The organism is Micromonospora sp. NPDC050397 (genome assembly GCF_044901685.1).
Taxonomy (GTDB): domain Bacteria; phylum Actinomycetota; class Actinomycetes; order Mycobacteriales; family Micromonosporaceae; genus Micromonospora_G.
The window spans coordinates 1-17,812 of the sequence record NZ_JBJDPS010000018.1 but is presented as its reverse complement, the minus strand read 5'-3'; the positions used below and the strand labels follow the sequence as shown (position 1 = coordinate 17,812).

Below are 17,812 nucleotides of genomic sequence, written 5' to 3'. Positions count from 1 at the left end.
AATGATCGACATCGCGGGCGCGGTGGCCGTCGAGGTGCTGGACGAACAGACGCCGGACCAGCCGGTCCCGGAGCACGCCGCGGCGGGCGTACGCGGGGTCGCCGCCCATTACGGCGACCCGATGCGCGAGCAGCGCGTCCTCGCCACCGAGGTCGGCCTGGTCGACCGCTCCCACCGGGGAGTGATCGCGGTCCCCGGGGTCGAGCGGGCCGGTTGGCTGCACACCCTCACCACCCAGCACCTGGCCGACCTGCGCGCCGGGCAGGGCAGCGAACTGCTGGTCCTCTCCCCGCACGGACACATCGAGCAGCACGCCATGGTCGCCGAGGACGGCGAGACGACCTGGCTCGACACCGAGCCCCGGGACACCGCCGGCCTGTTGACGTACCTGGAGAAGATGCGGTTCTTCACCCAGGTGGACCCGCGTGACGCGACCGCCGACTGGGCCGTGCTCTCCCTGGTCGGGCCGGGCGCGGCGGACGCGGTCGGCACGCTCGGCGTGACCGGGCTGGAAGCTCCGGACGCGCTGCCGGTGCCGGGTCCGAAGTTCGCCGGCGGCGACCTGCCACCCCGCCCGACCACCAGGTACGACGTACGTCCGTTGCCGGGTGGCGGCTGGGCCCGCCGGGTCGAGTTGGGAGTGGACCTGCTGGTTCCCCGTGCGGAGCTGGCCCGGGTGGTGGCCGAGCTGACCGGGGCCGGCGTGCCGTTGGCCGGGCTCTGGGCGTACGAGGCGATCCGGGTCGCGGCCCGGCGGCCCCGGGCGGGCTTCGAGACCGACCACCGCACCATCCCGGCGGAGGTCGACCTGATCGCACCGGCGGTGCACCTGGACAAGGGCTGCTACCGGGGGCAGGAGACGGTGGCCCGGGTGCACAACCTGGGCCGTCCGCCGCGCAAGCTGGTCCTGCTGCATCTTGACGGTCTCGCCTCCGACCAGCTCCCGGCGGTCGGCACACCGGTGAACGACGGCGAGCGCGCGATCGGCTTCGTGGGCACCGCGGTCCGCCACTTCGAACTGGGTCCGGTCGCCCTGGCGGTGGTCAAGCGCAACGTGGCCGGCGACGCCCGGCTGGTGGTCGACGGGGTGGCCGCCGCGATCGACCCGTCCTGAGCCGTGTAGCGGTCGACCCGTCCTGAACCGCGTCGCGTCACCCGTGCGTCGACGGGGGCTCGCCTTCAGGTGTGGCGCGGGTAACGGGTGGCCTGGTTAGGATCGCCGGCATGACAACAGGGACGTTGATCACGGTGGCCCCGACCGGGGCGGAGTCGAACAAGTCCGAGGTCCCGGCGCTGCCGGTGACCCTGGACGAGCTGGTGCTCACCGCGAAGGAGTGCGAGGCGCTCGGCGCGGCCGTGATCCACGTACACATCCGGGACGGTCAGGCCAGGCCGACGCTCGATCCGGGACGGCTGCGCGACACGGTCGCCGCGCTGCAGGAGAGCACCGACCTGATCGTGCAGCTCTCCACCGGCGGCGCGGTGACCGACCCGGAGGCCGATCGGCTGGCCGTGCTCGACGCCGGACCCGAGATGGCCTCCTGCACCATGGGCACGGTCAACTTCGGCGACGACGTGTTCCTCAACCGGTGGGAGTTCATCGTCGAACTGCACAACCGGATGCGGGATCGCGGCATCGTGCCCGAGTACGAGATCTTCGACCTGGGACAGCTCACCACCCTGCGTCGGCTGCTCGACAAGCACGGCCTGCCGGCCGGTGGCCACGTGCACGTCGACTTCGTGATGGGGGTGCCGGGCGGCATGCCGGGCAGCACCGAGGCCCTGGTCGCCTCCTGCCAGGCGCTGCGCGATCTTCCGGCGGGGAGCACGTTCTCCGCCACCGGCATCGGGCGCAGCACGATCCCGGTGATGCTGGCCTCGCTCTCCGCCGGTGGTCACCTCCGGGTCGGCATGGAGGACACGATCACGTACGCCAAGGGCCGCCCGGTCGAGTCGAACATGCAGTTGGTGGCGCGCGCCGTCGGCTTCGCCCAGCTTGCCCAGCGCCCGCCCATGATCAGCGCGGACGCCCGTGAGCTGCTGGGACTCCCGCCTCGAACCTGAGGGCTCCCTAAGGTGGCGGTCGGAGCACTCGCTACGGTCTGCCCATGGCACAGAGCTACACGGGCGGCGAGCCGCTCGCCGAGGTGGTCCGGTCCGGGTTTGTCGAGGGGTTGCACCACGGTTCGGTGGTGCTGCTCGGTCCGGACGCAACGGTGGTTTCGTCGGCGGGTGACGTACGCTCGCCGATCTTCCCGCGTTCGTCCAGCAAGCCGATGCAGGCGATCGGAATGCTCCGTTCCGGTCTGCGTCTGGCCGACTCGGCCGACCTGGCGCTGGTCTGTGGCAGTCATCACGGGGAGGACTTCCACGTGGCCCGCGCCGAGGCCATGTTGCGCAGCGGTGGGCTGACCGAGTCGGCGTTGCGCTGCCCACCCGACCTGCCGGTGAACGAGGCGGCGCGGGCGGACGTGCTGCGGGCCGGCGGCGGTCCGACCCGGATCCGGATGAACTGCTCCGGCAAGCACTCCGGCATGCTGTTGACCTGCCTGGCGGCGGGCTGGGACATCGACGGGTACTGGCGGCCCGAGCACCCGCTCCAGCAGCGCCTCCGTACGGCGATCGAGGACTTCACCGGTGAGCGGGTGGCGGCGACCGGGGTCGACGGTTGTGGCGCCCCGGTGCTCGCCGTGTCGCTGACCGGGCTGGCCGGTGCGTTCCTGCGGCTCGTCTCGGGGGCGCCGGGCTCGGTGGAGCGGACCGTGGCGGACGCGATGCGTACCCACCCGGAGCTGGTCTCCGGCACCGGGGCCGAGGACAACCTGCTGATGACCGGTGTCGACGGACTGCTCTCCAAGGTGGGCGCGGAGGGCATCATCGTGGTCGCACTGCCCGGGGTCGGCGCGGTCGCGATCAAGATCGACGACGGGGCGGCCCGGGCACGGATGCCGGTGTTGGTCGCGGCGCTGCGCAGGCTCGGCGTGAGCGCGCCGGTCCTCGACGAACTGGCCGAACCGCCGCTGCTCGGCGGCGGCATTCCGGTAGGCGCCGTCCGCGCCCTCTGAGGTGTAAGGAAGGGCCCCTTGTTAACGCTATGCGTTAACAAGGGGCCCTTCCTTACACAGCTACGCGGTTAGGGGAGGAAGGCCAGGAGGGCTTCGTTGACCACGGCGGGGCGTTCCAGCGGAAGCAGGTGGCCCGCGTCGGGTACGTCGGGCAGCCGGACCGCGCCGGGGACCCGCGCGGCGATCTCGTCGGCCAGCCGGCAGATGTCCGGTACGTCCGCCGCACCCGCACCGACCAGCACCGGAACCTTGATCTCCTCCAACCGTCCGATCGCCGGTCGGTCGAGTTCGTATACCTCGACGTTGCCGAGTGCCGCCTCGGCGGCCAGTGCCCGACGGTCCATCTCCCGGGCGAACTCCAGCAACGCCGGCTCCACGTCGGCCGGCTCACGACCCGGGCCGACCACCCAGAAACGTACGTCGGCTTCGGCCGCCGCGTCGAAGTCCTCGTCGTCGACGTCGCCGATCAGGCTCTCCCAGAGGTCGTTCGCCTCGTCCGACCACTCGTGGCCGGAGACGGCCGAGCCGAAGAGGGCGAGCGCGGTGACCCGATCGGGGTGGGCGAGCGTGGCGTCGATCGCCACCGCGCCGCCGAACGAGCAGCCGACCAGGGCCGCCCGCTCGATGGCGAGCGCGTCGAGCAGGCCGACCACGTCGTCAAAATGGGCAAACGGGTTTTCCGGCAGATTGGAATCGCCGTAGCCGCGCAGGTCCAGGGCGAGCACGCGATGGTGTTGCGCGAGCGCGGTGACCTGGCCGCGCCACATCCGGCGGTCGGCGATGCCGGCATGCAGCAGTACGACCACACTGCCCTCGCCCAGGTCGTCATAGGCCAGCGTGGTGCCGTTCAACTCGATCATCGACATCAGGGGAAGCTACGCATTCCGGTGGCCGTAGTGCAAAGCGGGTCCGGTGAGACGTCGCTAACTCTGGCAAGCGTTTTGCTTGCAACAGTTAGCAGCCCGAACTACCGTCGAGGACATGGCGAACCCCAAGGATCTGCCTCGCGACGTCGGTGGGTTCATCCGTGACCTGCGTCGCAACGCGAAGATCTCGCTGCGGCAACTGGCCGAACAGGCCGGGGTCAGCAACCCGTACCTGAGCCAGATCGAGCGTGGCCTGCGCAAGCCGAGTGCGGAGGTTCTCCAGCAACTCGCCAGCGCACTGCGGGTGTCGACGCCGGTGATGTACCTGCGTGCCGGCCTGCTCGATGACAAGGAAGGGCACGGCGTGCTCGCCTCGATCGCCGCCGACCCGGACCTGACCATGCCGCAGAAGCAGTCACTCAGCCAGATCTACGAGACCTTCCGGCGGGAGAACGCCCGCCAGGCCGAGGCCGCCGAGCCAGCGGAGCCCGCCGCCACCGACGTTCCGGCCCGATCGGCCGCCGACGTGCCGACCGGATCGGCCGTTCCCGCCCCGGTGACCATCGTCGGCGGCGGTGCGGGAATGGACGACGTACTCGAGTCGGTGGCGCGGACCGAGTCGGGCACCGCACCGGCCCCGAACGCACCTCAACCTGCCAAGCGGACCGCCCGCAAGGCGGCCCGGAAGACCGCCCCGGCGGTCGAGGAGGAGTAGCAGTCATGACCCAGCCCCGGACCACCCGTATCCCGACCCCCCTCTACGCCGTGGCCGGTGTCGGCGACCTCGCCCTGGAGCAGCTCCGCAGGCTGCCCGCCGTGGTCACCGAGCTGACCGAGAAGGCCGCGAGCAGCACCGCCGAGCTACGCGAGCGAGCCGTCGCCGGCACCACCGAACTGCGCGAGAAGGCCGTCGCCGGCACGGCCGAACTACGCGAGCGGGCCGTCACGATCAACACCGCGAGCGCGGCCGAGTTGCGTGAGAAGGCGGTCGCGGGCACCAACGAGTTGCGTGAGAAGGCGGTGGCGGGCACCAGCGAACTGCGCGAGCGGGCCACCGTCGGCGCCACCGAGCTGCGTGAGCGGGCGACCGAGGCGCTGCGTACCGCCAACGCGACCGCGACCAGCCTGCGCGGCCGCGCGGTCGGCGCCGACCTGGACGTCAGCAAGCTGCGTACGGCGGCGATCCGCAACGCGGCGGTCGTGGTCTCCGGTGCGCACACCGCCACCGAGCGGGCCGCCGCCGCCTACGAGGCGATGGTCGCCCGGGGCGAGCGGGTGGTCGGCGCGGCCGGCACCCCGACCACCACCACGGCGACGGACTCTTCGCCGACGAGGGTCGACCCGATCGACGCGCCGGCCGTGACCCCCACCCCGGAGGTCCTGGCGACGAAGGAGACGGCGGCCAAGGCGGTGGCGACCGGGACCACCCGTACCCCGGCGGCCCGGACGCCGGAGGCCCCGGGCACCACGGCCACCACCGCGAAGGCTCCGGCCACCAAGGCCACCAAGGCGACCACCGCGAAGACCCCGACCAAGGTCACGACCGCGAAGACCCCGGCCACCAAGGTCACGACCGCGAAGACCCCGGCGGCCAGGGTTTCCGGCACCGGGAGCACGGCGGCGAAGTCGGCGAAGCGGACCGAGGCCGGCGACGAGAAGTAACACCGACCGGGCAACCCCGGGTACGGCATGTAGCCCGTACCCGGGGTTGCCGACATAAGCTTGCCGGCATGGTTACTGCCGCGCCGATCTTCTACAACGATGTCCGGTACGTCATTGAGCTGGCACTGCTCATCTTCGCCCTCATCATCGAGGGGGTCGCGCTGGTCCACGCCATCACCCAACGCTCGGACGCTTTCCCCGCCATCGGCACCCTGCCCAAGGGCGGTTGGATCGCCATTCTCGCCGTCTGCATGGCGCTGACCCTGTTGCTCGGCTCCGGCGTCCTCAGCATCTTCGGTCTGATCGGCATCGCCGCCGGCCTGATCTACCTGCTGGACGTCCGGCCGGGGCTGCGGGACCTGACCGACGGCAAGGGCTTCTGGTGAGAGATTTCCGCTGGCCCCCGCCGCCCGACGGCGGGCCACGGACGTACGGCCCCGGCCCGAGCGCGCCCCGGACCGGGCGTCCGGCGCTGCCCGAACCGGAGACCGAACTTGTCACCACCCCGCACGGCGTACGACTGGAGCGGTTGGTCACCGGGGCCGGCGACCCGGTCACCGTCTTCGCGCACGGGCTCGGCGGCGGCATCTCGGCCACCCGGCCGCTGGGCAGCGCGGTCAGCGGTCGACGGGTCTTCTTCCAGTTCCGGGGGCACGGCCGGTCGGACGCGCCGGACGGTGCGTGGACGTACCCGGATCTGGCCCGGGATCTGCGGGCGATCGCCGATCTGAGCCGGGCCAGCCGGGCGGTCGGGGTGAGTCTCGGCGCCGGGGCCCTGACCCGGCTGCTGTTGGAGAGCCCGGAGCGGTTCGACCGGGCGGTCTTCTTCCTGCCGGCGGTGCTGGACGAGCCGCGACCGGCGGCGGCCCGCGACCGGCTCACCGCACTGCTGGACGCGGTGGAAAGCGGCGACGCCGGTACGGTCGCGGAGGCGGTCGCCGCCGAACTGCCGTCGGCGGTGCGCAACACCCCGGCCGGTTGGGCGTACCTGCGCCAGCGGATCGACCAGCTCATGCGCGACGGGTTGGCGGCCGGGCTGGCCAGCCTGCCGGACCAGGTCCCGGTACGCGACCGCTCGGCGCTCGGCACGGTAACCGCCCGTTGCCTGGTGATCGGGTGTGTCGGCGACGAACTGCACCCGCTCGCGGTCGCCGAGCAGCTCGCCGCCGCGCTGCCGGACGCCACCCTGCACGTCTACGACCGTCCGGGTGTGCTCTGGACACACCGCGCCGATCTGCGGGAGCGGGTCTCCGGGTTCCTCAACGGGTAGTCTGCCCGGTCATGGGCGTCACGCGACACGGGCACACGACTCGGCTCGACCTGGCCGACCCGACGCTGCGCGAGTGGACCTGCACCGTCGTGCACGTCGACCCGGAGCAGGGGATCGTGCTCGACCGGTCGGCGTTCTACCCGGGCGGTGGCGGGCAGCCGCCGGACCACGGCGTACTGCTCTGGCAGGGGGCGCAGACCCGGATTGTCGGCACCCGCAAGGGGGACGACCTCTACCTGATCCCGGCCGAGGGCGACCCGGTGCCACCGGTCGGCGCCTCGGTGACCGGTGCGGTCGAGGACACCCGCCGCAGCATGCTGATGCGCACCCACTCCGGTCTGCACGTGCTCTGCGGCGTGGTGTTCCGTGACTTCGGCGCCCTGGTGACCGGCAACAGCATGGAACCGGGCGAGGCCCGGATGGACTTCAATCTGCCCGAGGTGCCGGCCGACTTCAAGACCCGGCTGGAGGAGCTGGTCAACGTCGAGGTGGCGGCCGATCGCTCGGTGGCGGTGAAGGTGTTGCCGCGCGACGAGGCGCTGGCCCTGCCGGACATCATCCGTACCCAGTCGAACCTGATTCCCGCCGACGAGCAGGAGATCCGGATCGTCGACATCGTCGGGTTGGACGTCCAGGCCGACGGTGGCACGCACGTCGCCTCGACCGCGCAGATCGGCAAGGTCCAGGTGGTCAAGGTGGAGAGCAAGGGCAAGGCGAACCGACGGGTACGGGTCCGCCTGGTCGACTGACCGCCCGCCCCGACCCGGTGGCGTCGCCCCGCGTCACTCCTCCGGCAGGTACGCCCCCGGCATGTCCGACCGTACGGTCCAGCCGAGCGCCCGGTAGAGGGCGCGTCCGTCGTCGGTGGCGACCAGAATGCCCGTACGCATGCCCTGTCGCACCGCATGGTCGGCGAGCGCGCGCATGACGACGGTGCCCAGTCCACGTCGCCGGTGCGCCGGCTCGGTCTGGACCTTGTCGACGGTGCCGAACTCTCCGGCGGGCGCCAGCCGCGCGGACGCCGCGACCTGCCCGGTGGCGTCCAGCACGGTCGCGACGACCGTCCGGCCCTCGGTGACGATCCGGGTGGTGTACGGCACCGCCGGCTCGACCGTGCCGGCGGTGAACCTCGCCGTCATCAGGTAGCCGGCGACGTCGACGGTCCAGTTCGGCAGGGCGGCCCGGAACACGGCCGGGTCGACGCACGCCTTGATCCAGGTGCCGGGGGCGGTCAGGGTCCGGCCGAGCCGGCTCAGCGAATCCGCGTCGCAGCTGTGCAGCACGTGCCGTACGCGATGATTCGGCAGGCCGACGTCGACCCGGAAGCCGCCCGGGATGCCGGTCGGGGCTTCGGTGTTCCGGGAGACCGCCCAACCCTGTCCCCAGGCCGTTACCAGTTCGGGCACGGTGAACGAGTCGGTCCGCGTCGAGCCGGTCGGGTACGCGCCGAGCATGTCTCCTCCGGTCAAGTCGCCGTGGCGCCGAGCTTATTGCAAATTAGTGGCAACAAGGGGCGAAGGTGATCTGGCTCTCGCCAACCGCTCCGCCGGGTCTCCGTGCGGACGCGGCAGCCGGTCGGCTCCGCCGGTTCAGCCCGGCAGGTTCGCCGCGCGTACGTCGAGCAGCCACTCCTCGACCGTCCGCTCGTCCGGGTGCTCTGGCAGCGGGCCGCGTACGGTGTCGAAGTCCCGCTCGGCATCGGCGAGCAGGGCGCGGGCCTCGTCCAGCCGCCCCGCCGCGACCCGCTCACCGAACTCCACGAACGACCCCGGGTTGTCGAGCCGGATCGGCAGCCGGCCGGTCGCGTACAGGACCCGTCCCTGGTGCACGAGCCGGGCCAGGTGCCGGGCGTGCTTGGCGGTACGCCGACGGGTGTCGGACGAGAAGCTGCCGTCGCCGCGTGACTCGATTTTCTGGAACTGCTGCCGGGCGTAGCCGAGGTAGGCGTTGCGCACCCGTGGGGCGGCGAGGAACGCCGAGCGGATGGCGATCAGCCGGTCGCCCAGGTCGGTACGGGTCTCGTACAACTCGTCCGGCAGCCAGGCCAGCTCGGTGGCGGTCGGATTGCCGCCCAGGGCCAGCCGGCACCACTTGCCCGCCTCGTGCAGCGTCCGGTCCGGTGCCGTGGTCACGATCGACTCCCGGGGTGGGTGCAGCCCGTGGAAGGCCACCGTCGGCGCGGCGAAGAGGCCGAGCCGGTCCACGTCCGAGCCCGGCCTGGCCAGGCCGTACGCGGTCGAGCCGACGATCCCGGCGAGCAGCAGTCGCATGCCGCACATGATCGCGTACGGGTTCCGGTCGCTGCACCGGAGTTTCCGTGCCGCCCGTACGCGGTTCGAGTGCGTCCTACCGGGATCGTCCGGCTCCGGATGATCACCGGTGAAGCCGGCCATCGGGTGTCAGGTTTTGCTGGTTGGGTCTGTGACATGACCGAGACGAGAGCACCACTGGCCGGAAAGATCGCACTTGTCGCCGGAGCCACCCGGGGAGCGGGCCGGCAGATCGCGGTCCAACTCGGCGCCGCCGGTGCCACCGTGTACGCCACCGGCCGCAGCACCCGCGACCAGCGCTCCGAGCTGGACCGGCCGGAAACCGTCGAGGAGACCGCCGAACTTGTCACCGAGGCCGGCGGGACCGGTATCGCCGTCCAGGTCGACCATCTGGTGCCGGAGCGGGTCGAGGAGCTGGTCCGCCGGATCGACCGGGAGCAGGGCCGGCTGGACGTGCTGGTCAACGACGTCTGGGGGGCCGACCCCCTGATCGACTGGGGAAAGCCGCTCTGGGAGCACTCGTTGACCGACGGACTGCGTACGCTCCGGCTGGCGGTCGACACCCACCTGATCACCAGCCACTACGCGTTGCCACTGCTGATCCGGTCGCCCGGTGGCCTGGTGGTCGAGATGGGTGACGGAACCACGGCGTACAACCAGGAGAACTACCGGGACGTGATCTTCTACGACGTGGCCAAGACGGCGGTGAACCGGTTGGCCTTCGGCCAGGCGCACGACCTGCGCCCGTACGGGGCGACGGCGGTAGCGCTGACGCCGGGCTGGCTGCGCTCGGAGATGATGCTCGACCACTACGGCGTGACCGAGGCGAACTGGCGGGACGCGGCCGCCAAGGAGCCGCACTTCGTCATCTCGGAGTCGCCCGCGTACGTCGGTCGGGCCGTCGCCGCGCTCGCCGCCGACCCCGACCACGCCCGCTGGTCCGGCCAGTCCCTCTCCGCCGGACAACTCGCCCAGGTGTACGGCTTCACCGATCTCGACGGCAGTCAGCCCGACGCCTGGAGGTACATGGTGGAGGTGCAGGACGCCGGCCGCCCCGCCGACGCCACCGGTTACCGCTGACGCTTCGGGATCCGTCGGCATCCGTCGGCGTCCCCGGTCCGGGCCGGCTTGGCCGGCTAACGCCGCGAGTAGAGCGCGTGCAGGCGGGCCGTCGCGTCGGCGAGTTGGGCACGCAGCGGCGCCGGTTCGAGCACCTCCGCCTCGGGGCCGAACCTGAGCATCATGGTGTACGCGACGTCGAGCGACTCGACCGGCAACCGGGTCACCACCCAGCCCCGCTCGTCCGGCTCGCCCGCCTCGGCGAGAGCGTCCCGTGCGGCCGGTGGTTCGGTGACGTACCGCAGTGCGCGCAGGCCGGCCGGGCTCAGTCGTACCGTGATCCGTTCGGGCAGCATGGCCTCGACGAACCCGGTCACCCGCGCGGACCAGAAACTGGGCAGGTCGAAGTCGTCGTGCCGGTCGAAGCCGTCGGCGGTGACCTCGACGGCGGTGACCCGGTCGACCCGGTAGGTCCGGTGGTCGTCGCCGACCCGCCCGACCAGATACCAGACCCCGCCCTTGAGCACCAGCCCGTACGGCTGCACCGTGCGGGTCACCTCGCGGTCGCGGCGGTAGCGCAGCTCGACCACGCGGTCCTGCCAGACCGCCGTGGCGAGCGCGCCGAGCAGGGGTGGCGGATCGGCGGCGCCGAACCAACCGGGCACGTCGAGATGGAAGCGCTGGCCGGAGCGGTGGGCCGCGTCGCGCAGCGGTGCCGGCAGCGCGGCCAGCACCTTCAGCCGGGCGGCGGCGACCGGCTCGGCCAGGCCCATCTCGTCGACCGGTCCGGGCAGGCCGGAGAGAAAGATCGCCTCGGCCTCGGGGCGGGTCAACCCGGTCAGCCGGGTCCGGTAGCCGCCGAGCAGCCGATATCCACCGGCCCGACCACGGTCGGCGTAGACCGGAACCCCGGCGGCGCCCAACGCCAGCACGTCCCGGTAGACCGTACGCTCGGAGACCTCCAGCTCACGGGCCAACTCGGCGGCGGTCATCGTCTCCCGGCTCTGCAACAGCAGCACCAGGGAGATCAGCCGAGCCGCCCGCATCCCCCCATCCTCTCCCACCCCACTCCCACCTCACCCCGCCCACCCCGTCCGCCCCGTCCGGTCAAGCCCGTTGATCATGGGGTCATCGCAGGTTTCAGCGTCGGTAGCCTGCGACAACTTCATGCTTAACGCGCCGGGGAGCGAGGCGGGCGGGGTGGCCGGGGTTGGCGGAGTGGGGCGGTGGGTGGTACGAGCCAGTAGGCTTCCGGGTCGTGGGCGCAGCCAAGGTCACCGCGCCGGCCGTCAGCACGGTCCGGCAGTTCCTCACCGGTGTCGGGCTGCTCCTGCGCGGCATCGGCACGTACGCGCGTACGCCCCGGTTGGTGCTGCTCGGCATCCTGCCGGCGCTGATCACCGGTGTGTTCTTCCTGGCCGGCTACGCCACCCTGGTCTACTTTGTCGGCGACCTCGCCGGACTGGTCACCCCGTTCGCCGACGGCTGGGCGGGCTGGGCGCGGGACCTGGTCCGGGTGCTCGCCGCGTTCGCCTTCCTGGCCCTGGGCGCGGTGCTCGGCGTACTGACCTTCACCGCGATCACCCTGGTTGTCGGCGACCCGTTCTACGAGGAGATCTCGGCCCGGGTGGAGGCCCGGTACGGCGGCGTGCCGGGCGAGATCGAGGTGCCGTGGCTCAGGTCGCTGCGGCGGAGCATGGTCGACTCGCTCCGGCTGGTCACCCGGTCGGTGCTGCTCGGCGTACCGCTCTTCTTCGCCGGGTTCATTCCTGTGCTGGGGCAGTTTGTCGTACCGGTGGTCGCGGCGGCGGTCGGTGGCTGGTTCCTGGCGCTGGAGCTGGTCGGCGCCCCGTTCTACCGGCGCGGCCTGCGGCTCGCCGACCGACGGCGGGTGCTGGGCGAGAACCGGCCGGTGGCACTCGGCTTCGGGGTGGCGGTCTTCTGCTGCTTCCTGATCCCGCTCGGCGCGATCCTGGTGATGCCGGCGGCGGTGGCCGGCGCCGCGCTGCTCGCCCGGCGGTCACTCGGCCAGTCCATCGAGGAGCCGGGCCGGTGGACCGAGCGAACCCCGATCCAGCCAACGCCAAACGCTGGTTCCGGTTCCCCCGACCCGGAGGCATGATGCGGGTCACCCTGGTCCAGGCGGACATCACCACCGTACGGGTGGACGCCGTCGTCAACGCGGCCAACTCGTCCCTGCTCGGCGGTGGTGGGGTCGATGGTGCGATCCACCGGCGCGGCGGACCCGCGATCCTGGAAGAGTGTCGCGCCCTGCGCGCGTCCCGGTACGGGCGCGGCCTGCCCACCGGTCAGGCGGTCGCCACCACCGCGGGCAACCTGCCCGCCCGCTGGGTGGTGCACACCGTCGGGCCGGTCTGGTCGTCCCGCGAGGACCGGTCCGGACTGCTGCGGGACTGCTACTCGAACAGCCTCCGGGTCGCCGACGACCTCGGCGCCACCTCGGTCGCCTTCCCGCTGATCTCGTCCGGTGTCTACCGCTGGCCGATCGAGGACGCGGTCCGGCAGGCCCTGGCCGTGCTCGGTACGGCCACGCCGACGACCGTCACCGACATCCGGCTGGTCCTTTTCGGCGCGGACGTCCTGGCCACCGCCGAGCGGGTACGCGACGCGGCCTGACCGCCTCGTCCGTCTCGTCCGCCTCGTCCGTCTCCTGTCGGGCTCCGTCCGGCCCGACCACTCCCGCGTCGGCGCTCGTCAGGCGGAGTCGCGGAGTACGAGTTCGGTCGGCAGGACCACGGCCGGCTCGACCTGCTCCCCGGCCGCGAGCCGGAGCAGTTGCCGGGTCATCTCCCGGCCGATCTGGAGGATCGGCTGGCGCACGGTGGTCAGCGGCGGGTCGGTGTAGCGGGCCGACTCGATGTCGTCGAACCCGATCACCGCCACGTCGTCGGGCACCCGGCGCCCGGCCTCGCGCAGCGTACGCAGGGCACCGTGGGCCATCAGGTCCGAGGCGACGAAGACCGCGTCCAGGGTCGGGTCGTCATCGAGAAGTTGCCGCATGGCGAGGGCGCCGGACTCCCGGGTGAAGTCACCGACCGCGACGATCGACCGGCGGCGGGAGTCCTGTAGCTCGGTCCGGTAGCCGGCCAGCCGTTCGATGCCGGCGACCATGTCCTGCGGCCCGGCGATGGTGGCGATCCGCCGCCGGCCCGAGTCGAGCAGGTGACGTACGGCTCGCGCCACGCCGCCGATGTGGTCGACGTCGACGTACGGCACCGGGACGGACGCCCGGCCGAGCGGACGGCCGCCGCAGACCACCGGGATGCCCATCCGGGCGAGTGCGCTGGGCAGCGGGTCGGCACCGTGCAGCGAGGCGAAGAGCACGCCGTCGACGTGCCGCCCCATGGCGTAGCTCTCCACCCGGTCGTGGCTGGCCGTCGAGCCGGCGAGCATCAGCACGAGCTGCTTGTCCGCCGCCTCCAGCTCCTGGCTCACGCCCCGGATGATGCCGGGGAAGAAGTGGTCGTCGGAGAAGACCCGGGTGGCCGCCTCGGGCAGGATCAGTGCGATCGAGTCGGTCCGTTGGGTGACCAGGCTGCGGGCGGCCAGGTTGGGGACGTACCCCAGCTCCTGGACCGCCCGCCGGACCGCTTCCCGGATCGGCTCGGCGACCGTGGTCGAGCCGTTGACGACGCGTGACACGGTCGCCCGGGAGACGCCGGCACGCCGCGCCACCGCCTCCAGCGTCGGCCGTTCCCGTGCCATCGTCATGCGACTCCCTCGTCTCCGTGCCGTGGCGGTGCCCCGGTCACAGGCCGTTGCGGCGGATCACCTCCTGGTACCACCGCGCGCTGTCCTTGAGCACCCGCCGCTGGGTCAGGTAGTCGACGTGGATGATCCCGAACCGCTTACGGTAGCCCTCGGCCCACTCGAAATTGTCCAGCAACGACCATACGAGATAGCCGCGCAGGTCGACGCCCCGCGAAATGGCGGCGTGTGCGGCCCGAAGGTGCCCGTCGAGGTAGTCCACCCGGTCCGCGTCCGGCACCCGGCCGTCGGCGTCCGGGTCGTCACGGTTGAACTTGTCCGGGAAGGCCGCCCCGTTCTCGGTGATGATCATCGGTACGCCCGGGTAGTCCTCGGAGATGCGTACCAGCAGGGTGGTCAGGCCGCGCGGCTCGATCATCCAGCCCATGTCGGTGAGCGGGCCGACCGGGGCAACGAACTCGATGCCCTCGGTGCCCGGGTAGGCGCCGCCGCCACCGGCCGCGCCCTCCCGGGCGGTCACGTAGGTCGGTTGGTAGTAGTTGATCCCGAGCAGGTCGATCGGGACGTTGATGATTTTCTCGTCGCCGTCGCGGATGTGCTCCAGGTTGGTGAACCGGGCGACGTGTTCGAGCACGTCGGCCGGGTACTGCCCGCGCAGCATCGGGTCCAGGAAGATCCGGTTGGCCAGGCCGTCGACCAGCCGTACCGCCGCCAGGTCCTCGGCCCGGGACGGGTCGACCGGGTACGCCTCGGTCGGGTTCAGCGTGATGCCGAGGGTCTGCGCGCCGGCCGCCCGCAGCGCCCGACCGGCCAGGCCGTGGGCCAGCAGCAGATGGTGTACGGCCTGGAAGGCCGCTGCCGGGTCCTGGCGCCCGGGTGCGTGCACCCCGTTGCCGTAACCGAGGTAGGCGGAGCACCACGGTTCGTTCAGCGTGGTCCAGGTCCGGACCCGGTCGCCGAGCCGGGCGTGGACGGCGGTGGCGTACTCGGCGAAGTGTTCGGCGGTCGCCCGGTTGGTCCAGCCGCCCCGGTCCTCCAGGGTCTGCGGCAGGTCCCAGTGGTAGAGCGTGACGATCGGGTCGATGCCACGGCCGGCGAGCTCGTCCACCAGGCGGTCGTAGAAGTCGAGCCCGCGCGGGTTGACCGGGCCGGAACCGTCCGGCTGGATCCGGGGCCAGGCGATCGAGAAGCGGTACGCCTGGAGCCCCAGGTCGGCCATGAGCGCCACGTCCTGCGGGTACCGGTGGTAGTGGTCGCAGGCGACGTCACCGGTGTGTCCGGCGTACACCTTGCCCGGCGTACGGCTGAAGGTGTCCCAGATCGACGGGCCGCGACCGTCGTCGTGCGCCGCCCCCTCGATCTGGTACGACGCGGTCGCCGCGCCCCACACGAAGCCCTCCGGGAAGCGGACCTTGGTCTGTGCCGGCGTCGCCAACACCGCCGGTGGCGTCTCGAGACTGGTCATACCGTTACCGCACCTCTCCTGATGCCGCTGATGGTCACGCGGCCGACAAAAACGATATGCAGTGGCACCCTGGCGGACGCGGCCCCCGTGCCGGCCCGCGCGTCGTCGCCGGTGGTGACCGTGCGGCGGGCGCGGGAGGATTTCTCACTTCCGAGCCTGAACGTGGGTTACCCGAGTGTCAAGAGAGCGCTCTCACAAAGTTACACGACGGCTCGCGGTGGCGCTGCCTGAGCACCGCGTGGACCAGCGGACATCATCGACCCACCACTGGCGCGCGACTCGACGCCCCGGCGAATCTGGCCGCCGGGGCGTCGCTGAGAAAGGGCTGGTGGCCTCTGGCCGGTTGGGCCGACGCGCGGTCAGCCGACGCGCAGGCCCTCGAGCAGGGTGACGTCGCCGGAGACCTCGAGCACGTCGAAGTTGATCCGGCCCCAGAGCGCCAGCACCAGGTCGCTGGCGTTGCCGGTGACGTGGGCTCGGGCGTGGTGGTCGTCGCTGTCCAGGATCGTGTCCGTGTCGAGCAGCGCCACGCCGGTGCCGCGCAGCCGCAGGTACCAGTCCTGGCCCGCGTCGGCCGCGACCAACTGGATGACGCCGTAGCGGGGCTCGGGGGAGCGGCGCCGGCCAGCCGGGAGCCAGGTGTCGAGCACCTCGCTCACCCCGTCAGAGGCGAGCTTGGCCTCGATCGGCTCGGCCGAGGCGATCGCCAACTGGGCGTCCCAGCGGTGTACGGCGGTCTCCAGCGCCATCCGGCGTGGCCAGAAGGCGACCTTCTTCGGCTGCGGCGCCCAGTTCCAGGCGGGAGTCTCCGGGTCGAGCGCGTCGAGCGCGTCGAGCAGTTGGTCGTACTCGTGCTGCCACCACTCGAGAGCGGCCGGACCGGACGGCAGACCGTCGGAGACCGGCCGTTCGGTCGGGGCCTCGGCCACGCCGGTGCCGACCACGCCCCGCACCCAGCGGTACCGCGAGCCGAGGTGGTGCACCAGGTCGGTGGTGGTCCACTCCGGACAGGACGGTACCGGACCGTCGGGTGGCGCCTCGGCGACCGCCGTGCGAAACGCCGGTCCGTCCGCACGCAGTGCGGCGAGCCAGAAATCCTTGGTGCCGTGCAGTCTGCTCATCACGATCCTCCCGCGCTACCGGGCCACCAGTGGGTCGCCTGGCTCCCCCTCAGCCTAGGGTGAACAACGTGCCAGACGTTAGCGCCCATTCGACCGCCGCCACCGATCCCGACGAGCCGGGGTCGCTCGCGAAATACACGACGCTGCGCCTGGGTGGGGCGCCGTACCGCCTGGTGGTGGCCGAAGATTCGGATGAAATCGTACAAGGCGTACGAGAAGCAGAGTCGCTGGGGCAACCCGTGCTCGTCCTGGCCGGCGGCAGCAACGTGGTGATCGGCGACGACGGGTTCCCGGGCACGGTGATCCTGGTCCGGTCGAGGGGCCACCGGGTGCTCGCCGAGGACGACCGGACCGTGACGCTGCGGGTCGAGGCCGGCGAGCCCTGGGACGACCTGGTGGCGGCCACCGTCGAGGCGGGCTATTCGGGCCTCGAGTGCCTCTCCGGCATCCCCGGATCGGCCGGCGCCACCCCGATCCAGAACGTCGGGGCGTACGGCCAGGAGGTGGCCGAGACGGTGACCGGGGTGCGGGCGTACGACCGGGTGGCCGGCGAGGTGGTCTCGCTGACCCCACAGGAGTGCTCCTTCGCGTACCGGTCCAGCATTTTCCGGCACAGCGACCGGTGGACCGTGCTGAGCGTGGACTTCACCCTCCAGCGCTCACCGCTGTCGACCCCGGTCCGGTACGCCGAACTGGCCCGTGCGCTCGGTGTCGGGATCGGCGACCACGTGCCGCTGGCGCAGGCCCGCGCGACCGTACGGGCGCTGCGCGCCGGCAAGGGCATGGTGCTCGACCCGGAGGACCCGGACACCCGCTCGGTCGGCTCGTTCTTCACCAACCCGGTGCTCGACGCCACCGCGTACGAGTCGCTGGTCGACCGTGCCGACGGCCTCGGTGAGCCGCCGTCCTGGCCGGCGCCGAGCGGGGTGGTGAAGGTCAGCGCCGCGTGGCTGATCGACAAGGCCGGGTTCCGCAAGGGCTACCGCAACGACGCCGGTGCGGCCATCTCGTCGAAGCACACCCTGGCGTTGACCAACCCGGACGGCGGGTCGACCGCCGGGCTGATCGACCTGGCCCGGGAGATCCGCGACGGTGTGCACAACCGGTTCGGCGTGACCCTGCACCCCGAGCCCGTCCTGATCAACTGCTCCCTCTGACCGCCCGCCCTCCCACGCCCCCGGCGTTAGGAAGGGCCCCTTCCTATACAAAAAGCGGGCGGATTCCAGGGGTCGTTGCAACACGGTGGTTAGTCGGTGACGGTTAGGAGTTTAGCGAGGCGCTCGGCTGGGGTGTCCCAGCCGAGCG

19 protein-coding genes are annotated in these 17,812 nt (G+C 71.9%); 12 read left to right on the top strand and 7 right to left on the bottom strand.

Features of this window, described 5'->3' with window-relative positions; translation table 11 throughout:
• Position 1: 1 nt before the first annotated feature.
• From ACI2K4_RS31995 to ACI2K4_RS31985, 3 genes are all read left to right on the top strand, one after another.
• A complete protein-coding gene (locus tag ACI2K4_RS31995) occupies positions 2-1,114 on the top strand; it encodes a YgfZ/GcvT domain-containing protein (RefSeq protein WP_404516712.1) in 1,113 nt (370 codons plus the stop codon).
• Between the two features lie 110 nt (positions 1,115-1,224).
• Positions 1,225-2,064 carry a 3-keto-5-aminohexanoate cleavage protein gene (locus tag ACI2K4_RS31990; protein ID WP_404516710.1) on the top strand — a complete coding sequence of 280 codons (840 nt, stop codon included), beginning with the start codon at positions 1,225-1,227 and terminating at the stop codon, positions 2,062-2,064.
• A gap of 44 nt (positions 2,065-2,108) precedes the next feature.
• On the top strand, positions 2,109-3,065 hold the full coding sequence (locus ACI2K4_RS31985) for an asparaginase (RefSeq protein ID WP_404516708.1): 957 nt from the start codon (positions 2,109-2,111) through the stop codon (positions 3,063-3,065).
• A gap of 68 nt (positions 3,066-3,133) precedes the next feature.
• Here the strand turns inward: ACI2K4_RS31985 and ACI2K4_RS31980 are convergent, their stop codons facing one another.
• Entirely contained in the window at positions 3,134-3,931 is a 798-nt protein-coding gene (locus ACI2K4_RS31980; RefSeq protein WP_404516706.1) for an alpha/beta fold hydrolase, read from the bottom strand.
• A 115-nt stretch (positions 3,932-4,046) separates the two neighbouring features.
• Between ACI2K4_RS31980 and ACI2K4_RS31975 the strand changes: the two genes are divergently transcribed.
• The 5 genes from ACI2K4_RS31975 (at position 4,047) to ACI2K4_RS31955 (ending at position 7,612) form a co-directional block, all read left to right on the top strand.
• Complete coding sequence (locus ACI2K4_RS31975) at positions 4,047-4,646, top strand: helix-turn-helix domain-containing protein (protein WP_404516704.1); 600 nt, start codon at positions 4,047-4,049, stop codon at positions 4,644-4,646.
• A 5-nt stretch (positions 4,647-4,651) separates the two neighbouring features.
• A complete protein-coding gene (locus ACI2K4_RS31970) occupies positions 4,652-5,593 on the top strand; it encodes a hypothetical protein (protein ID WP_404516702.1) in 942 nt (313 codons plus the stop codon).
• Positions 5,594-5,661: 68 nt separating this feature from the next.
• A complete protein-coding gene (locus ACI2K4_RS31965; protein WP_404516700.1) occupies positions 5,662-5,979 on the top strand; it encodes a DUF2516 family protein in 318 nt (105 codons plus the stop codon).
• The gene (locus ACI2K4_RS31960) at positions 5,976-6,863 is read left to right on the top strand and encodes an alpha/beta fold hydrolase (RefSeq protein WP_404516698.1); all 888 of its coding nucleotides are present in this window, start codon (positions 5,976-5,978) and stop codon (positions 6,861-6,863) included. Before ACI2K4_RS31965 ends, ACI2K4_RS31960 begins: the two co-directional genes overlap by 4 nt.
• An 11-nt stretch (positions 6,864-6,874) precedes the next feature.
• Positions 6,875-7,612: an alanyl-tRNA editing protein gene (locus tag ACI2K4_RS31955; RefSeq protein WP_404516696.1), complete on the top strand. Its 738-nt coding sequence runs from the start codon at positions 6,875-6,877 to the stop codon at positions 7,610-7,612.
• Positions 7,613-7,645: 33 nt separating this feature from the next.
• Here the strand turns inward: ACI2K4_RS31955 and ACI2K4_RS31950 are convergent, their stop codons facing one another.
• On the bottom strand, positions 7,646-8,317 hold the full coding sequence (locus ACI2K4_RS31950) for a GNAT family N-acetyltransferase (protein ID WP_404516694.1): 672 nt from the start codon (positions 8,315-8,317) through the stop codon (positions 7,646-7,648).
• A gap of 135 nt (positions 8,318-8,452) precedes the next feature.
• Complete coding sequence (locus ACI2K4_RS31945) at positions 8,453-9,256, bottom strand: DNA polymerase beta superfamily protein (RefSeq protein WP_404516692.1); 804 nt, start codon at positions 9,254-9,256, stop codon at positions 8,453-8,455.
• Positions 9,257-9,289: 33 nt separating this feature from the next.
• Between ACI2K4_RS31945 and ACI2K4_RS31940 the strand changes: the two genes are divergently transcribed.
• Positions 9,290-10,213, top strand: coding sequence for an SDR family oxidoreductase (locus tag ACI2K4_RS31940; RefSeq protein ID WP_404516690.1), 924 nt, complete (start codon positions 9,290-9,292; stop codon positions 10,211-10,213).
• A 56-nt stretch (positions 10,214-10,269) separates the two neighbouring features.
• Here the strand turns inward: ACI2K4_RS31940 and ACI2K4_RS31935 are convergent, their stop codons facing one another.
• Positions 10,270-11,238, bottom strand: coding sequence for a helix-turn-helix transcriptional regulator (locus ACI2K4_RS31935; RefSeq protein ID WP_404516688.1), 969 nt, complete (start codon positions 11,236-11,238; stop codon positions 10,270-10,272).
• A 212-nt stretch (positions 11,239-11,450) separates the two neighbouring features.
• On the opposite strand from ACI2K4_RS31935, the gene ACI2K4_RS31930 reads away from it, so the two are divergent.
• Positions 11,451-12,314 carry an EI24 domain-containing protein gene (locus tag ACI2K4_RS31930; RefSeq protein WP_404516686.1) on the top strand — a complete coding sequence of 288 codons (864 nt, stop codon included), beginning with the start codon at positions 11,451-11,453 and terminating at the stop codon, positions 12,312-12,314.
• Positions 12,314-12,829 (top strand): O-acetyl-ADP-ribose deacetylase, encoded by a 516-nt coding sequence (locus tag ACI2K4_RS31925; RefSeq protein WP_404516866.1) that lies wholly within the window; start codon positions 12,314-12,316, stop codon positions 12,827-12,829. The genes ACI2K4_RS31930 and ACI2K4_RS31925 overlap by 1 nt, the downstream gene beginning before the upstream one ends.
• Before the next feature lie 78 nt (positions 12,830-12,907).
• On the opposite strand, the gene ACI2K4_RS31920 is transcribed toward ACI2K4_RS31925, so the two are convergent.
• From ACI2K4_RS31920 to ACI2K4_RS31910, 3 genes are all read right to left on the bottom strand, one after another.
• The gene (locus ACI2K4_RS31920) at positions 12,908-13,924 is read right to left on the bottom strand and encodes a LacI family DNA-binding transcriptional regulator (protein WP_404516685.1); all 1,017 of its coding nucleotides are present in this window, start codon (positions 13,922-13,924) and stop codon (positions 12,908-12,910) included.
• A 37-nt stretch (positions 13,925-13,961) separates the two neighbouring features.
• Positions 13,962-15,386 (bottom strand): GH1 family beta-glucosidase, encoded by a 1,425-nt coding sequence (locus ACI2K4_RS31915; protein WP_404516683.1) that lies wholly within the window; start codon positions 15,384-15,386, stop codon positions 13,962-13,964.
• A gap of 359 nt (positions 15,387-15,745) precedes the next feature.
• Entirely contained in the window at positions 15,746-16,507 is a 762-nt protein-coding gene (locus ACI2K4_RS31910) for a maleylpyruvate isomerase N-terminal domain-containing protein (protein WP_404516681.1), read from the bottom strand.
• 59 nt (positions 16,508-16,566) lie between these two features.
• On the opposite strand from ACI2K4_RS31910, the gene ACI2K4_RS31905 reads away from it, so the two are divergent.
• Complete coding sequence (locus ACI2K4_RS31905; RefSeq protein ID WP_404516679.1) at positions 16,567-17,664, top strand: UDP-N-acetylmuramate dehydrogenase; 1,098 nt, start codon at positions 16,567-16,569, stop codon at positions 17,662-17,664.
• Positions 17,665-17,812 lie beyond the last annotated feature (148 nt).

What these genes read in the sequence shown, in the direction of transcription:
- ACI2K4_RS31975 (WP_404516704.1), top strand. Translation starts at nt 4,047, where the DNA reads ATGGCGAACCCCAAGGATCTGCCTCGCGACGTCGGTGGGTTCATCCGT.
- ACI2K4_RS31990 (WP_404516710.1), top strand. Translation starts at nt 1,225, where the DNA reads ATGACAACAGGGACGTTGATCACGGTGGCCCCGACCGGGGCGGAGTCG.
- ACI2K4_RS31980 (WP_404516706.1), bottom strand. Translation starts at nt 3,931, where the DNA reads ATGTCGATGATCGAGTTGAACGGCACCACGCTGGCCTATGACGACCTG.
- ACI2K4_RS31915 (WP_404516683.1), bottom strand. Translation starts at nt 15,386, where the DNA reads ATGACCAGTCTCGAGACGCCACCGGCGGTGTTGGCGACGCCGGCACAG.
- ACI2K4_RS31945 (WP_404516692.1), bottom strand. Translation starts at nt 9,256, where the DNA reads ATGGCCGGCTTCACCGGTGATCATCCGGAGCCGGACGATCCCGGTAGG.
- ACI2K4_RS31910 (WP_404516681.1), bottom strand. Translation starts at nt 16,507, where the DNA reads ATGAGCAGACTGCACGGCACCAAGGATTTCTGGCTCGCCGCACTGCGT.
- ACI2K4_RS31940 (WP_404516690.1), top strand. Translation starts at nt 9,290, where the DNA reads ATGACCGAGACGAGAGCACCACTGGCCGGAAAGATCGCACTTGTCGCC.
- ACI2K4_RS31920 (WP_404516685.1), bottom strand. Translation starts at nt 13,924, where the DNA reads ATGACGATGGCACGGGAACGGCCGACGCTGGAGGCGGTGGCGCGGCGT.
- ACI2K4_RS31925 (WP_404516866.1), top strand. Translation starts at nt 12,314, where the DNA reads ATGCGGGTCACCCTGGTCCAGGCGGACATCACCACCGTACGGGTGGAC.
- ACI2K4_RS31995 (WP_404516712.1), top strand. Translation starts at nt 2, where the DNA reads ATGATCGACATCGCGGGCGCGGTGGCCGTCGAGGTGCTGGACGAACAG.
- ACI2K4_RS31970 (WP_404516702.1), top strand. Translation starts at nt 4,652, where the DNA reads ATGACCCAGCCCCGGACCACCCGTATCCCGACCCCCCTCTACGCCGTG.
- ACI2K4_RS31950 (WP_404516694.1), bottom strand. Translation starts at nt 8,317, where the DNA reads ATGCTCGGCGCGTACCCGACCGGCTCGACGCGGACCGACTCGTTCACC.
- ACI2K4_RS31955 (WP_404516696.1), top strand. Translation starts at nt 6,875, where the DNA reads ATGGGCGTCACGCGACACGGGCACACGACTCGGCTCGACCTGGCCGAC.
- ACI2K4_RS31985 (WP_404516708.1), top strand. Translation starts at nt 2,109, where the DNA reads ATGGCACAGAGCTACACGGGCGGCGAGCCGCTCGCCGAGGTGGTCCGG.
- ACI2K4_RS31965 (WP_404516700.1), top strand. Translation starts at nt 5,662, where the DNA reads ATGGTTACTGCCGCGCCGATCTTCTACAACGATGTCCGGTACGTCATT.
- ACI2K4_RS31935 (WP_404516688.1), bottom strand. Translation starts at nt 11,238, where the DNA reads ATGCGGGCGGCTCGGCTGATCTCCCTGGTGCTGCTGTTGCAGAGCCGG.